Raw genomic sequence first — 16598 nt, 5'->3', positions numbered from 1 at the left:
ATGACGACATTTCCTCTCTGCGGTCAATGCGTTATTTCACATCATGCTATCGATTTGTGGGGCAGCGCCCACTATCGCCTCGTCGCCAATCTGCACGCATAATGCTTTCCCGTAATAAATTTACATACTTTGTAAATTAAGAACATAAACGCACGATCAAATAATTATAAAAAGCAAATTAAAATATCTTATTTCATGATCTGTCTGACAGATCACCATTAAAAGCGCCCTAAAGCGTGATCGCCAGTTTACTTTCTTTTCAATAGAGCAAATGATAAAGAAATGATAGTTCAATAGAACTGAAATATTGTTTCATCTTTGTAATTAGGCTGATCATGAATAAACCAATCTCTTTTAAACACACGTTCTGCTACGGCAGCGCGAACCTGCTTGGCAGTGGCGCGCTTGCTATCAGCGGCGCATGGCTGATGTATTTTTACACCACATTCTGTGGGTTAACATTGGTTCAGGCTGCTGCTATCTTCTCCGTTGCCAGCATCATTGATGCCGTCAGTAACCCCATCATGGGGTACATCAGCGATAACTTCTACAACACCCGTGTTGGTCGCCGATTTGGCCGCCGCCGCTTCTTTATTTTGCTGGGTGTCCCACTGGTTCTGGTCTACCCCATGCTATGGGTTGAAGGCTTTGGCTTCTGGTACTATCTGGCAACCTACGTGCTATTCGAGCTGATTTACACCTCGATCATGGTGCCGTATGAGACGCTGGCTACCGAAATGACCTCTGACTTTAAACTGCGCTCTAAGCTGACAGGTTCTAAAGCCATTTTCGGTAAAATCGCCAACTTCCTGGCGGCGTTCATTCCTGGGCAATTTATTGCTATCTACGGTAAAGATTCCGCAACGCCATTCTTCTACACCGGTCTGGTCTACGGTGCCATTATGTGTGCGGCGATGATCGCGCTGTATATGACCTCCTGGGAACGTCCGGTCAACGAAATCGTCCATGAAAGCACGTCCAGCCTGTGGCAAGCGATGAAAAAGCTGAGCGTGGATATGGTTTCCACCTTCCGCCTGCGTATTTTCCGCAAGCATCTGGGGATGTACCTGTTTGGCTTTGGTGCTGAGTGGCTGTTCGCTTCCGCGTTCACCTACTTCATCGTCTTTGGTCTGAAGCAGAACACGGCGCTGGTATCACACCTCAATAGCTTCAGCTCAATTATGCAGCTCATTTCTACCGCAGCCTTTATCGGTATCTGCGTCAAAATGGGCTTTGCGCGGCCGTTCCGTCTGGCCTTGATGGTAGTAATTGTCAGCGTGATAGCCTATGCCGCACTCTATTTCGCTAACTGGTCAGAAGAGATGACCATCTTTGTTCTGTTCGCGATTACTGCCGTATTTGGCCTGAGCACGGGCGGTATCTACTACATTCCCTGGACGGTTTATACCTTCCTGGCCGATGTGGATGAAGTGCTGACCGGGCGTCGTCGTGAAGGGATTTACGCTGGTGCCATGACGTTTGCCGGTAAAATGGTTCGCTCTGTGATTGTCTTCGCGATGGGCTGGACGCTGAGCCAATTCGGCTTTGTCTCCGGGCAGTCAGTGCAGCCGGAATCTGCCGTACAGGCGATTGTTGGCGTGTTCTCGCTGGGTGTTATCGGTCTTGCGCTGATTGCGATTTACTACACCACGCAAATGAAGCTGGATCGTAAGAACCACGCCATTCTGCTGGAAGAGATTGCACGTATCAAAGCGGGCGGCGCGATTGCCGATGTCCCGGCTCATGCTCGCGCTGTCGCAGAAGAACTGACGGGCTGGGAATATGAGAAGTGCTGGGGTAACAACCCGTTAGGTGTTCAGTCAGAAGAGGCTAAACCGCAGGTTGCGACTGCACAGCATTAATTGAAGACGTTCGTTTATTGGAAACAAGCATCGATTGAAAACAGGCATCAATTAACTGTTATCAACTAAAAACAATCAGCCCAATCTCGTATTGGGCTGATTCATTTAGGCCTGCGTTTGCTGATTAACAGAACGGGTAGGATAGGCAGGCGATCGCATCAATCACCTGCCAAAATGCAGGATTAAATCAACGAGGCTTCTTTCAATTCGCTTTTCAGGTAAGCGTAGTATATCGGGGCAGCAATCACACCGGACAAGCCAAACGCCGCTTCAAACACCAACATCGCCAGCAGGATTTCCCACGCGTGCGCTTTGATCCTCGTCCCAACGATTTGTGCATTCAGGAAGTATTCCAACTTGTGAATCAGCATCAAATACACCAGCGCGACCAGCGCAATCGGCAATGAAAGCGATAAGCCAGACAGGAAAACGATCGAATTGGAGATCAGGTTACCAATCACTGGCAGCAGGCCGAAAACGAAGGTAAGCACCACCAGCGTTTTGGCAAACGGCAGATGGATACCACACAGCGGCAGAGCGCCAAGAATGAAAATGGCAGACAGCACCGTGTTAACCGCAGAGATTTTCACCTGCGCGAAAACGATGTTGCGGAACGAGGCTGACAACAGCGAAACCCGGCGTAATAACTCCGCTTTGAGTAACGGTTTTTCCGTGTCTTTATCGACATTATAAAGCGAGACAATCGCGCCCAGTACCATACCAATCAGCATCGTCACAAAGCCATGCAGAAAACTTTTCCCCATGTTTTGCAACATCACAATATGCGCCTGAACCCATTGCAGCAGCTCGTGCTGGAGCTCTTCAATACTGACCGGCAGATACCCCGGTAAGTAGTGGACGATCTGCTGCTGGATGTCATTAAGGATGTAGCCAATGCGCACATTGAAGGCCGCCGTATCCTTCATTTCCTGCATCAACAACCCGACCAGACTGCCAAACAATAGACTCAACAGGCTGACGACCAGCGTGCTGATCACCGCGACCACAATCCAGCGGGCGCGCTTACCGCTGATGACCCGTTGAAAATAGGGCGTCAGTAAATTCACAATTTCATACACCAAAAAACCAGCGATAAAGCAGGCTAGCAGGCGTAAAGGCAGCAATATAAGCAGGCCACCCATAATAAAGAAAAAGCTCAACAGGCGAGCTTGTTTCAGATTTAGTAACTGCATGATGACATCCCGTATGAAGAGGCAACGCCGAGGGTACTCTTTGTGGAGTATGTTACGCCTTTTTCGGTACCAACAGATTGATATATATACGCCAGATTTACGTCTATTCTGGAGTGATAACAAACGAGGGATATTTTTGGTGTTTTACCCGCGAAATACCAGCCGTGTTTTAGCTCGGACGGATATCCACCCACCAGGAAAAACGCCGGGTCACCTTCACTGGCAGCGTCCGGGCAACAGCCTCAAGCAGGCGATCGGTTTCATGTAGCGGAAACACGCCCGAAATCCGTAGCGTCGTCACCGCAGAATCAACATGAAAATAACCGTGGTGATAGCGGGCAATTTCATTAATGAACTGTCCTAACGGCATGTTATCCGCGACCAGTTGCCCTTTACGCCAGCTCTGGCGGAAATTCTCAACGGGCACAGGTTCACTGCTCCTGTCACGGGTAAAGATAACCTGCTGCCCTGCCGTCACACGCTGCGCAGCGGGCACGGCCGTTTGTAGCAAGACCTCACCGCTAAAAATGGAGAGGACACTGTGGGCGGACGTATAGCGCAGCGCTAATTGGCAGGAATGTGCAGAAGCTGCGAGATCGCCATGGGGCGTGGTCAACCGGGCAGCATGGGCCGTTCGGTTGTCCAACATCAATTCACCCTTGAGCAATTGAAACGTCAGCGGCTGAGACAACGCGGGGTTGCCCTGCTGATTCAATGCCGAATCCGTATTGAGCCAGACGGTCATCCCCGTTTCGATGTTGAGTTCACGCGTTTCGCCCGTTCCCGTGTGGTAATCCGCCGCATAGCTTTCCCACGGCAGACTAAAGCCCACGCCTCCGGTAAGGCTGGCAATCGCCAACAGTTTGAGCATGCGTCGACGTTCCCCACCCCGCTTGCTCAGCACCGAAGAGGCTAATTGGCTGTCTACCGCATGGAAGCGGGCGTGAATCTGTTCAACCTGCTGCCAGGCAAGCCGGTGGGTGTCATCCTGATGTAACCATCGCTGCCATGCCTGACGCTCGTGTTCGGAGCAGTCTTCGTCATACAGCGTGGCATACCACTCAGAGGCGGCATAAAGAACATCTTTCGGAATAGAAGAAGTAATAGAGGAAATCATAAGTCCTGACACAATAGACAATTCAGCATTGCCTGTGCCATATATTTTTTCACCATCCGCTCGGAAACGGCCAATTGTTCAGCAACCTGCCGATAGGTCAGGCCATCAAGATGCACGAGCAAGAATGCCTGACGCACTTTGCCCGGCAGCGTCGCCAGCATCTGGTCGATGGCCATCAGCGCATCAATCACCATAGCCTGCTGTTCCAGCGAGGGTGAAAAAGTAAACTCCTGCTCTGCCAGTACCTGAAGATAGGCATTCTCGATGTCTTTACGTCGCCAGTGATTGACCACCAGCCCGTGGGCAACCGTCGTCAGCCAGGCACGCGGCTCACGGATGCGATCGGCCTGATGCAGGCAGATCAAACGTAGAAACGTATCCTGAGCCAGATCCGCAGCCTGCTGAGAACACCCCAAACGTCGACGCAGCCACGCCTGTAACCAGGCATGATGGTCATGATAAATCTGCTGAACGTTTAAGGTTTCAGGCTGATGGAGGCAGACAGCGGTGGGACTCTTCACGGTATTCGCTCAATGTGACAGCAATGAAATGATTTTCATTATCATTAAAAGCAAAGTCAACGACTATTCACGTTTATCATGCCGATTGCGCGAAAAAGAAGGGTACTGCATGGCGTACATGCAAAAAGAAAGAAGCCCGAGGGCTTCTTTCAGTGAGAGTCGAGAAGGAAGATTACCAGCGATAGCTAACATTCGCGCTAACGTTACGGCCTTCACCGTAGTAGCACCAATAGTTACAGGCGCTAACATACTTACGGTTTGTCAGGTTGGTGGCATTAACCTGCAACCGCCAGTCTTTGCTGAAATCATAGGCGATCATCGCATCCCACAGCGTATAAGCTGGAACCTTCATGTCCGCTGAATTGGCAATGTCACCGTAAGAGCTGCCCACATAACGCACACCGCTGCCGATACTTAATCCTTCCAGCTTGCCGTTAAAGGCATAAGTCGCCCAGCCAGACACGATCTGTTCAGGCAGTCCCGGTAGGCGTTTACCCACCTCACCGACGGTACCTGATTTGGTCGTTTCCACTTCATTGTATGTGTAGTTTGCCGTCAGCGTCAGACCAGTATAAACCTCACCGCTCAATTCCAATTCAAGGCCGCGTGAACGCGCTTCACCCGCTTGAATAGTTAGACTCGGGTTTTTAGGATCCGTCGTTTTGACGTTTTTCTGTTCCAGATTAAACAGGGCAGCAGAGGCATAACCGTTAAAACCTTCCGGCGTATACTTCACGCCAACTTCCGTCTGCTGGCCTTCTTCTGGCACATAAGGACGTTCATAACCATCGCGACCCGACACAGGCAGGAACGATTCCGAATAGCTGACGTAAGGGGAAATACCGTTATCAAACAGGTACATTACCCCAGCAGTCTTGGTAAATTTGGTATCGTCGGTGCGAGTATCCGCGCCTGATGAGAAATTACGGTCGCGAGACTTCGCCACGTCGTAACGCCCACCCAGCAAGAAGATCAGACGCTCGTCATACTTAATCTGGTTCTGAACATAGTAGCCAGTCTGATGGCGGCCAGAGCGGTGAGCGAACAAGTCGCTATCTGATAATGTGTAATTACCATAAACCGGATTAAAGATGTCGATAGGACTGCCAAAGGAGTACAGATTTCCATCGCGGCTTTGTGTATTGGCACGGCGGTAATCGAACCCGAGCAATAGCGTGTTTTCAATATCTTCCCACTGCCATTCACCCACTAACCGATTGTCCGTAGCCCAGTTTTGCGCAAAACCGTCACGGTAGGTCAGCCCACGATTAGCCTGACGGTCATTAGCCATACTCAGCGCATAAGCATTGCGCAGATCCAAATTCAGATAGGTGTAATTCACATTCTGGTGGAACGTCCAGGTGTCGTTCAGATGATGCGTGAACTCATAGCCCAGACTGAACTGCCGGGTATCGTGGCGGTTCATTCCCGGTTCGCCCAGCGACGTTTTATAGCCGACTTTGCCAAACGGCGTGCCATGTAATGTACCGTACGGCAGCTTAAAGCCGTTGGTCGTGTCGGATTTCGTCTCCATGTAGCTGGCTAACACGGTCAGTTCCGTGTCTTCTCCGAGGAACGTGACGCTCGGTGCCAAATAAAGGCGCTTGCTCTTCGAGAAGTCCATCTCGCCCGAGGTATCACGCGCTAGCGCAACAACCCGATACAGCACCGAGCCGTCATCATTTAACGGACCTGCGCTATCGACAGCCAGATGGCGATAATCGTTAGAGCCATATTCCAGCTCGACTTTCCCCTGCGGCAAACGCGTTGGTCGTTTGGTGATGACGTTAACCAGACCGCCCGGCGGGTTTTGCCCATACAGAACGGAGGCTGGGCCTTTCAGGACTTCGATACGCTCGACGCCGAACGGCTCAATCTGCTGGCCGTAGAATCCATCTTCGTTCAGCGTAGCCAGACCATTCTGGAATCGGGACTGATCGCTAAATCCACGAATAGTTACCCATTCGGCTTTATTGTCCGGCCCGTATGGCGTCGCCAGAATACCGCTGCTATAGCGCAGCGCCTGATCGATCTTTTGCGCACCGCGCTCTTCGATCTGTTTCTCTGTCACAACCGAAACCGCACGTGGCGTCTCTGAAATCGGCACATCCAGCTTCATCGCGGTATTCGGTGGAGCGGTGACGACGATCCGATCGTTTTTAGCGACAACAGGCGCAGAAACGGGAACGGGCTCACTCGCCGTACGCTGCACCAGCGTCACGCTGCCATCGGCACTGTACTGTGCGCTTAGGCCGCTGTTGCTGAGGATCTGCTGGAAACCCTGCTCAACGCTGTAGTTCCCCTGCAACCCCGCACCGCGCTTACCCGCCACGACAGCCGGATCGTAAGACAATAATACGCCAGCCTGCTGGGCAAATTGATTGAGCACCTGATTGAGCGGGCCCGATGACACCGCATATTGCTGGACAGGTGCCGCAGACGCAGCATAGGCCGCCGCCATTGGCAGCACTGAGGCAAGCGATGCCCCAAGTACCCCGGCACGTAAAATACGCGCCAATAGGTGGGTACGGAATTTAACCATTATTTATCCCCTATCGCATAAGAAACGCTTGTTTTCAGAAGCTATGCCAATTGAGAGAGTAAAAAGGGGAACCAGAAATCGAAAAATAATTAAAGTAATCGTTATCAATCAGAAATATTAGGGAAAATACGTTGTCGCTATTGGTAAACCGATACGGTGACTAATAAAAAACTGACGTCGATTTTATCAAAACGTGCTATATGGCGATAAGCGCTATATAGGCTCAACTACATCCATAATTAGACGATAGTCTACTTATTTATTCGTCATCCTTTCGGATTCAACACGCTAAAAATAAAGAAAATTTACAGAGCTTATTGCCAGCGTTTAATAAACCATGATGTCTACGGGAATAATTCACGCGTAATCAGAAGGGAGAGTGAATAGGCAAGAAGAAAGGCAGAAGGAATCGAAACGTTTCGCTGTTTATTTCAAACAAGCATATTATATGCAATAAAATAGTTAACTCTCTATTTTTTCTTAACTTTTCACAGCATCGTGATTAATAAAGAACGTCTTTAATTCTTCATTTATGAAAAATCAGTGCTGCTTTATCGTTCTACTGGCCGTCAGCAGATATCAGAGAATAATCCACGCAATCGATTGCTGTTGGTAAAACGAGGCTAAATCAGCCATAGCAATGTTATTAATAACAACAATTTTTCTTTTGTCGTTATTTTTCACTGGAAAAACCACATTTTTATTCTTACGGCCAGATAATCTCCGATCATTCAAGCTTACGATGCCAGATTTGTCGAAGGCTCAACCGCATCCTGGTTCAGGATCAGCAGAGAAAGCACTCGATTTTCAACGTTCAGCTTCGAAAAAGACAGCGTACTTAACTGCTTTTTGGTAAAGCCATCAGACAACAAATCCGAAACCACACGCGTACTCAACATGTTGGAATTCGTCATAAAATCGTGATAGGCAAACTTCACGCTGATAGGTAGTACATCATCAATTGAGACGGGCGTATTCATTTCAGCACGCAATCCAAAATGGGCGTTGAAGGCAGAATTCGCACAGACGACCTTACACTTCTCGTCAATCACCGCCACAGCACGTCTATCATTCTGAACTGGTTGAGAAAGCATGCCTAAAATCTCATTCCGGCCAAATATCAGACTCATTGTTTCCTCTGCATCATGCTATGTAAAAAGATATCTCACAGCGCACCATGACGCCACGGCACACCATTGATAAGCAATCAACCTACCGGAATTTAAAAGGTTTCCGGACTAATAGTGTTCTTCCCCACCCCAGAAAATCACCTAATGAAAATAGTGAATTTCGCTAACCGGAACCGTTTACACGTTCTCAGGCTACCGGGGCTCAAACATCTGCCGCCTTACTCAGCGTCAGTGATGTTGGGTATATCTATGTTATTTATTTTTGGAAACCGGATATTTCTGAATCAGACACAAAAAATAACACTTCATTTTTCTTTTTTTAGCGGCTAGCACACGGCATCTTTACGCTTTTTAAGGAGCGTCCACATCTGTGCTGTGGAACCCACTTAAAGTGTAGATTATTCACACTTATCTGCCCGGTGATAATCAGATAAATCTATTTCATTAATAGCCAACATATAATTAACAAATGGAACAAAATTTCAACACATCAACCATAGTTGGACGCGCTAAATAGCTGGCCTACGTAGGAATATACTCTGAACAGGATTTTTACTATCGGCTGAATAAGCGGGATCTTTATGCCTTTTGATCGTAAAGGGCGATCAAAAACTTGATAACAATAGATATAATCTATTGAAAACAATGAATTGATCGTTTATGACATTATAACAGCACTGATAATTCTGCTGGCAGCCATATTGTGACATACATCACTTACTGCATTTTGACTACCACGAAAAAGTTGCCTGTTTTCTGAACCAAAAGACTATCTTTTAAGTAATGCCCCACTGCTTTTCCTGCATTGCGTGATCAATCGCGCAAAAAAGAAACAAAGATAACTGGTTAACTAGAATTAACCATTATTTGACATAGCATTAACATGTTTAAGGAGAAGCGCTATGACACAACATAATAAACACGCTATTCCCGCTTCAATTGCGGAAAATGCACTGATAAATGCCCAGCAATACAAAAATATGTATCAGCTATCCGTTGACGATCCCGCCGCCTTTTGGGCCGAGCAGGGAAAGATCGTCGATTGGATCAAACCCTATAAAACGATCAAGAACACCTCATTCGACCCCGGCCACATCAGTATCCGCTGGTTTGAAGACGGTACACTCAATGTGGCAGCAAACTGCCTGGATCGCCATCTGGCCGAGCGTGGCGATCAAACCGCCATCATCTGGGAAGGTGATGACGCGACACAAAGTAAAAAAGTCACCTACCGTGAACTGCATCAGTCCGTGTGCCGCTTCGCCAATGTGCTGAAGTCACAGGGCGTCAAAAAAGGCGATGTTGTTGCTATTTATATGCCAATGGTGCCGGAAGCGGCCGTGGCAATGCTGGCCTGTGCCAGAATCGGAGCGATCCACTCGGTTATCTTCGGGGGCTTCTCTCCCGAAGCGATTTCTGGGCGTATCATCGATTCCAGCGCCAAGCTAGTGATTACCGCCGATGAAGGCGTGCGCGCCGGGCGTGTGGTTCCGCTGAAGAAGAATATTGATGAGGCGTTAAAGAACCCGAACGTCACCACTATTACCAGCGTTATCGTTTTCCGTCGTACGGGTAAAACCGGTGAATGGCAGGACGGACGCGATCTGTGGTGGCACGAACTGGTTGAAAAAGCAGACGACCATTGCCCGCCAGAAGAGATGAACGCGGAAGATCCGCTCTTTATCCTTTATACGTCGGGTTCAACCGGTAAACCCAAAGGCGTGTTGCACACCACTGGCGGCTATCTGGTCTATGCTGCACTGACCTTCAAGTATGTCTTTGACTATCATCCCGGCGACATTTACTGGTGTACGGCGGACGTTGGCTGGGTCACGGGGCATAGCTACCTGCTTTATGGCCCACTGGCATGCGGTGCGATTACGCTGATGTTCGAAGGTGTACCAACGTGGCCGGACGCCAGCCGCATGGCGCAAGTGGTCGATAAGCATCAGGTCAACATCCTCTATACCGCTCCCACCGCGATCCGCGCGCTGATGGCTGAAGGTGATAAAGCGATTGAGGGCACATCACGTGAATCCCTTCGGATCATGGGTTCCGTCGGTGAGCCGATCAACCCAGAAGCCTGGGAATGGTATTTCAACAAAATCGGCAATGGCAAATGCCCTATCGTCGATACCTGGTGGCAGACAGAGACGGGCGGCTTCATGATCACCCCGCTGCCAGGCGCGATTGAGCCGAAAGCTGGTTCCGCGACACGCCCGTTCTTCGGTGTACAGCCTGCGCTCGTCGATAACCTCGGCAACCCGCAGGAAGGCACTGCGGAAGGCAATCTGGTCATCGTGGATTCCTGGCCGGGTCAGGCACGAACCCTGTTTGGCGATCACGACCGCTTTGAGCAAACCTACTTTTCTACCTTTAAAGGCATGTACTTCAGCGGCGATGGCGCGCGCCGTGACGAAGATGGCTATTACTGGATCACGGGTCGCGTTGACGACGTGCTGAACGTTTCCGGGCACCGTCTGGGGACGGCGGAAATCGAATCAGCGCTCGTGGCACACCCCAAGATTGCCGAAGCAGCCGTGGTCGGTATTCCGCACCATATGAAAGGGCAGGCCATCTACGCCTACATCACACTGAATCACGGCGAAGAGCCGTCCAGTGAGCTGTATACAGAAGTCCGCAATTGGGTGCGTAAGGAAATCGGTCCGATTGCTACACCGGACATCCTACACTGGACGGACTCTTTACCAAAAACACGGTCCGGCAAAATCATGCGTCGTATTTTGCGTAAGATCGCCGCCGGTGACACCAGCAATCTGGGGGATACCTCAACGCTGGCCGATCCTGGCGTCGTCGAAAAACTGCTCGAAGAAAAGCAGGCCATGAGTACCGCCTCTCAATAACCTTCTGACTCTCCACTCTCTTCATTCCCGTAAGCCATGACGTGGCTTGCGGGAATGTGGGTGGCGGTAAATCAGAGGGTGACGTCGCGGTAGCACTCAACCCTACAGATTACTGGAGACTTACGATGAATGATGCCATTTATCAACGGATTGAAAGTAACCCCTTATTCAGAGAACTGGTCAACAAGCGACAGCGTTTTGCCGCTTTTCTTTCACTCATCATGCTGGTGCTTTACGTCGGCTTTATTTTGCTGATCGCCTTTGCGCCTGGCTGGCTGGGAACGCCGATTGCTCCAGGCTCCAGCATTACCCGCGGCATTCCGATTGGTGTGGGATTGATTGCGATTTCCTTCATTCTGACCGGCGTCTATGTGTATCGCGCTAACGGTGAATTTGATCGTCTGACCAAGCAGTTACTGGATGAGGTAAAGCAATGAAAATACGCTTTATGATGCTGTTCGGGCTTTTGACGCTGCCAATGCTTGCATGGGCAGCAGATGCACTCACGGGGGATGTCCAGCGCCAGCCGTTGAATATTCAGGCCATCGTGATGTTTCTGCTGTTCGTCGGCGGCACGCTGTACATCACCTACTGGGCGTCGAAGAAAACGCGTTCACGTAGTGATTACTACACGGCTGGCGGCAACATCACCGGTTTCCAGAACGGACTGGCGATTGCGGGCGACTACATGTCAGCGGCGTCCTTCCTCGGTATTTCTGCGCTGGTCTATACCTCCGGCTACGACGGCTTGATTTACTCACTCGGCTTTTTAGTTGGTTGGCCGATTATTCTGTTTCTGATCGCAGAGCGGCTACGTAACCTCGGTCGTTATACCTTTGCTGACGTCGCATCTTACCGTTTGCAACAGCGCCCGATCCGTAGCCTCTCCGCCTGTGGCTCGCTGGTGGTTGTGGCCTTGTACCTCATCGCACAGATGGTGGGTGCGGGGAAACTCATCGAACTGCTGTTCGGCCTCAATTACCACATTGCCGTGGTGCTGGTCGGTATTCTGATGGTGATGTACGTGATGTTTGGCGGCATGCTCGCCACCACATGGGTGCAAATTATCAAAGCCGTCCTGCTGCTATTCGGTGCCACCTTCATGGCTGTGATGGTCATGAAATCCGTAGGGTTCAGTTTTGATACGCTGTTCAAACAGGCGATGGCGGTTCACCCAAAAGGCGCGTCGATCATGAGCCCCGGCGGGCTGGTTTCCGACCCGATATCCGCGTTGTCCCTTGGGTTAGGTCTGATGTTCGGTACAGCCGGTCTTCCTCACATCCTGATGCGTTTCTTCACCGTCAGCGATGCGAAAGAAGCACGAAAAAGCGTGTTCTATGCCACCGGGTTCATGGGCTATTTCTACTTCCTGACCTTCATCATCGGTTTTGGTGCCATCCTGCTAGTCAGCGCCAATCCTGCGTTTAAGGACGCAACGGGCGCGCTAATCGGTGGGAATAACATGGCAGCAGTACATCTGGCCGATGCGGTCGGCGGTGACTTCTTCCTCGGCTTTATCTCCGCCGTGGCCTTTGCCACCATTTTGGCCGTCGTCGCCGGTCTAACGCTGGCGGGCGCTTCTGCTGTATCCCACGATCTCTACTCTAACGTGATCAAGAAAGGGAAAGCGACGGAGCGTGATGAGCTGAAAGTCTCGAAAATCACCGTGCTGGTGCTGGGCGTGGTGGCTATTTCGCTCGGTATCCTGTTTGAGAACCAGAACATCGCCTTCATGGTCGGGTTAGCGTTCTCCATCGCTGCGAGCTGTAACTTCCCAATTATTATCATCTCCATGTACTGGTCGAAGCTAACCACGCGCGGCGCGATGATTGGCGGTTGGGCGGGTCTGTTGACCGCTGTCATTTTGATGATATTGGGGCCGACGATCTGGGTGAAAATCCTCGGTCATGCCGCGCCTATTTACCCCTATGACTATCCGGCACTGTTCTCCATGCTGGTCGCGTTTATCGGTATCTGGTTCTTCTCCATCACCGATCGTTCCGAAGCCGGACAGCAGGAACGCGCACGCTTCCATGCACAGTTTGTCCGCTCACAAACCGGCGTCGGCGCATCAAAAGGCAGTTCCCACTAATCTTCCTCTCTCTGGCCCGCATTCGCGGGCCAGCTCTTCTTTGAAACCCAATGCTTCGCGTTGTTGAAAATCGCTCCTGCGATTTTTTATCGTGGGCTATCCCTGCCCACGCCCTCCGGGCCAACGCTTTGCGTTGTTGAAAATCGCTCCTGCGATTTTTTGCGGGACGGATTCACAATAGTAACCAGAACGCTTTCCAGCGCTGCGCGATTCGCTATGGTGTCGGCATACACATCACAGGGAAGGATGCGATGCAGCCTCACGATGCCATCTTCAAACAGTTCTTAAGCGATATTGATATCGCCAGAGATTTTCTTGCCGCCCATTTGCCACTCGCGATTCAGCACCAGTGCGATTTCAGTACATTGCAGTTGGAGTCTGCATCATTTATCGAAAACACATTACGTTCTCGTCTGTCAGACATGCTGTACTCACTGCAAACTCGTTCTGGTTCTGGATATATCTATTGCGTCATAGAGCATCAAAGCCGCCCCGACAAGCTCATGGCTTTCCGGTTATTACGCTATTGCCTTGATGCGATGCAGCAGCATTTATCCCAGGGTCATCAGTCGTTACCCGTGGTTATTCCACTCCTGTTCTATCACGGCAAACGTAGTCCTTATCCGTATAGTATGCAGTGGCTGGATCATTTCACCGATCCACCGCTGGCAGCACAGGTTTACCACCATGCCTTTCCGCTGATAGACCTGACCGTCATTCCAGATGAAGAGATCAAAACGCACCGCCGTGCCGCACTGCTGGAACTTGTGCAAAAACATATTCGAACACGGGATATGCTGGAATTGGCACACGACATCGGGCTATTATTTGAACACTGGAACCTGCCTTTGCCACTGCGGCACGCGTTATTACTGTACGTTGCGAAAGTGGGCAATACGTCTGACATAGACAGGTTCATTGATTCAGTGGCTGAGCCCCTGTCAACGCATAAGGAGGACACAATGACCATTGCACAACAGTTACACCAAAGGGGATTTGAGCAGGGAAAACAAGAAGGGATGAAGGCCAGCGCACTAAATATCGCCCGCCAGTTGCTGCAAAGTGAGATGGAGCAGGAATTAGTTCAGCGCGTTACCCAGCTATCCGATGAAGAAATGGCGCAACTGCTCCACAGCGAACAGAAATAATTTTTTATCGTGGGCTATCCCTGCCCACGCCCCTCCGGGCCAACGCTTCGCGTTGTTGAAAATCGCTCCTGCGCTTTTTTATCGTGGGCTATCCCTGCCCACGGTTCTGCGAAACCCAGCGCTTCACCTTGTTAAAAATAGATTTACTCCTCGCTTAATGTCACCACGTCATACATCACGCTGCCGCCTTTTAATTGCAGCGTGATCGTATTGTTGCCGTTTTTCAGAAAGCGGGATGACACTGGGATACGGGCGATGTGATAACGACCACTCTGTAGCGCGCCGCGATAAATGGTTTTGTCGTTTTCGTAAGTCAGCGTTTCCAACGTGCTGCCGTTCACTGCTATCGCCAGCTGTGGCATGGTCGGCTCACTCATGCCGCTGTTGCTCGCGGCCGCCAGTGCGATATTCAGGAAATAGGTTTTTTTCTCAGGTTGCAGGGCAAAACGAATATCCCATTTTCCCGGTTTGGTCTGCGCGTAATACCAGTCGTGCTGATAGTCGCTGCGGCCAATATCGAACGTCAGGTTTGCAGGAACCTCATGCTGCCAGCGGGTGTTGCGGGCCTCATTGCCAAAGCGGAATTCACTCGCCTGCCGATTGGCCTGCCCAATAGCCCAAACAACCGGTTCGGCTTTCGGTAGGGTTATCACAGGCAGCGCTTGCTTATCACCGGAAACAGACAGCGTTTGTTCTGCCAATATTCCCGGCTGCGTACCGCTGTTGGCGTATACTGCCAGATGATAATTGCCTGGGCGAACATGGGAAATCGCAAAATTCCCCTGCGTGTCTGTCGTTGCCTGATACGAATAGCCACGGGTTTGCACATCGAACGGTTCATCCAGCGATGACGAAAGCACGACGGTCACAGACTGCTGGCTGGCAACGCGTCCACTCACCTGCGTGCGATCGCGCGCATAGCGGGAATCGTTGACCCAGTTGTACGGCCAGTTGACGGTTTCCGTCAGCGCCTGACGCTGAGCATCCGCCAGCATTTGTTCGGTATCGCCCTGATTGATATACAGCAGCCACGGACCGTAGAATTTTTTCCAGCCCGGCGGGGCTACCATATCCGGCGTGCCAAAGTGCGAACCCGTCATGTAGTTCAGGATGATCGCATCCTGATGCACCAGCAGATCCTGCTTGAGCGCATCGCCGGAGAAATACTCCCGATTGCCATGAATCAGCCACGCGCCCACGCCATTGCCGAAAACGCCCCAGAAAGGCGCGGTACGCATATAGCCGGCAAAATCATATTTGGAATAAATGCTGCCATCCGGCAATCGCCAGGTTTCATCCTGCACCTTCGGCGACGCTTCAAGCTGGCTGTAGAGTAGCGGTTTTCCTTGACGATCGCCGTTGTAGAGATGATCTAACCGGGCGGGATCGAAGCGATAGACGTTACGCAATTCACTGACTTTAACGTCCTGACTTCCGCTATTCTCAGCCACCACATAGCTATAAAGCCCGCTAACGCCGCGACGCATAATCAGGTGATATTCAAGCCGTAACAGCCCGTCCCGGTCGTCGATATAGGCCACATGCGCTATATCTCGATCGTTGCGCAGCACCTCTACCCGCTCGGGGACAAAATCTTTGACGCCTTTAGCATGAGCATCGTTAATATAGTAATCGAGGTAAGCGCTACGCGTTTTACTCGGGTCGCGCACCGCGCCGGACAGGTTAGTGACGATATTTTTGCCTCCCGTCACCATGCTCACCGCGCTGCCATCCTCCCCAAACGCGACTTTCAGCAAGCCGTTATCCAGAACGGTATTCAAACCAGAAACGGATAACGACACCGCATTATCCTGCGCGCTATAGCCATAGGGTGCCAGCATGGCCCCCACCAACAACAAGACAGATCGCTTCACAGTCAGCCCTCTTGTATTCAGTCAGTTAAATCATAATTTTCATCGCGGCGGTTCAAGGTAACGGTCAATGCCAGATATTAGGGGAAACACGGTGATGAGGTTCCCGCAGGGACACCTCGCACCGTGGTAGCCCCGTGTATCTAGATGTCACGTCGCAGCCTTGCCACTAATGTAAAAAAATCAGCTATTTTAAACAGATAGAATGGAGATAACAGGAACAACATAATCGAGGGGGGTAATCGCCCTCCTTCACGC

General features: G+C 50.7%; 11 protein-coding genes. 5 read left to right on the top strand and 6 right to left on the bottom strand.

The window, feature by feature from the left end; genetic code table 11:
• Window positions 1-335: 335 nt before the first annotated feature.
• Window positions 336-1862, top strand: coding sequence for an MFS transporter (locus BUB06_RS06875; RefSeq protein ID WP_039470910.1), 1527 nt, complete (start codon window positions 336-338; stop codon window positions 1860-1862).
• A gap of 182 nt (window positions 1863-2044) precedes the next feature.
• On the opposite strand, the gene BUB06_RS06870 is transcribed toward BUB06_RS06875, so the two are convergent.
• The 5 genes from BUB06_RS06870 to BUB06_RS06850 form a co-directional block, all read right to left on the bottom strand.
• Window positions 2045-3055 (bottom strand): AI-2E family transporter, encoded by a 1011-nt coding sequence (locus tag BUB06_RS06870; RefSeq protein WP_010295764.1) that lies wholly within the window; start codon window positions 3053-3055, stop codon window positions 2045-2047.
• A gap of 169 nt (window positions 3056-3224) precedes the next feature.
• Window positions 3225-4172, bottom strand: coding sequence for a FecR domain-containing protein (locus BUB06_RS06865; protein WP_039470908.1), 948 nt, complete (start codon window positions 4170-4172; stop codon window positions 3225-3227).
• Window positions 4169-4693 (bottom strand): sigma-70 family RNA polymerase sigma factor, encoded by a 525-nt coding sequence (locus BUB06_RS06860; protein WP_010295759.1) that lies wholly within the window; start codon window positions 4691-4693, stop codon window positions 4169-4171. Before BUB06_RS06860 ends, BUB06_RS06865 begins: the two co-directional genes overlap by 4 nt.
• 172 nt (window positions 4694-4865) lie before the next feature.
• Window positions 4866-7235, bottom strand: a complete 2370-nt coding sequence (locus BUB06_RS06855; RefSeq protein ID WP_039470906.1) for a TonB-dependent siderophore receptor — start codon at window positions 7233-7235, stop codon at window positions 4866-4868.
• Between the two features lie 737 nt (window positions 7236-7972).
• Window positions 7973-8365, bottom strand: coding sequence for a hypothetical protein (locus BUB06_RS06850; RefSeq protein WP_039470905.1), 393 nt, complete (start codon window positions 8363-8365; stop codon window positions 7973-7975).
• A 902-nt stretch (window positions 8366-9267) separates the two neighbouring features.
• Between BUB06_RS06850 and acs the strand changes: the two genes are divergently transcribed.
• The 4 genes from acs to BUB06_RS06830 all read left to right on the top strand — a co-directional run bounded on the left by acs (window position 9268) and on the right by BUB06_RS06830 (window position 14469).
• On the top strand, window positions 9268-11229 hold the full coding sequence (gene acs, locus BUB06_RS06845; protein WP_039470903.1) for an acetate--CoA ligase: 1962 nt from the start codon (window positions 9268-9270) through the stop codon (window positions 11227-11229).
• A gap of 125 nt (window positions 11230-11354) precedes the next feature.
• Window positions 11355-11666 carry a DUF485 domain-containing protein gene (locus BUB06_RS06840; protein ID WP_010295748.1) on the top strand — a complete coding sequence of 104 codons (312 nt, stop codon included), beginning with the start codon at window positions 11355-11357 and terminating at the stop codon, window positions 11664-11666.
• A complete protein-coding gene (gene actP / locus BUB06_RS06835) occupies window positions 11663-13321 on the top strand; it encodes a cation/acetate symporter ActP (RefSeq protein ID WP_039470901.1) in 1659 nt (552 codons plus the stop codon). The genes BUB06_RS06840 and actP overlap by 4 nt, the downstream gene beginning before the upstream one ends.
• 233 nt (window positions 13322-13554) lie before the next feature.
• Window positions 13555-14469: an Rpn family recombination-promoting nuclease/putative transposase gene (locus tag BUB06_RS06830; protein ID WP_405079887.1), complete on the top strand. Its 915-nt coding sequence runs from the start codon at window positions 13555-13557 to the stop codon at window positions 14467-14469.
• A gap of 143 nt (window positions 14470-14612) precedes the next feature.
• Here BUB06_RS06830 and BUB06_RS06825 read toward each other — a convergent pair whose 3' ends face one another.
• On the bottom strand, window positions 14613-16343 hold the full coding sequence (locus tag BUB06_RS06825) for a polysaccharide lyase family protein (RefSeq protein ID WP_039470897.1): 1731 nt from the start codon (window positions 16341-16343) through the stop codon (window positions 14613-14615).
• Between the last annotated feature and the right edge of the window lie 255 nt (window positions 16344-16598).

Source organism: Pectobacterium carotovorum (assembly GCF_900129615.1).
GTDB classification, from domain to species: domain Bacteria; phylum Pseudomonadota; class Gammaproteobacteria; order Enterobacterales; family Enterobacteriaceae; genus Pectobacterium; species Pectobacterium carotovorum.
Note: the sequence above shows the minus strand (reverse complement) of the source record. Positions and strands in the feature narration are given on the sequence as shown.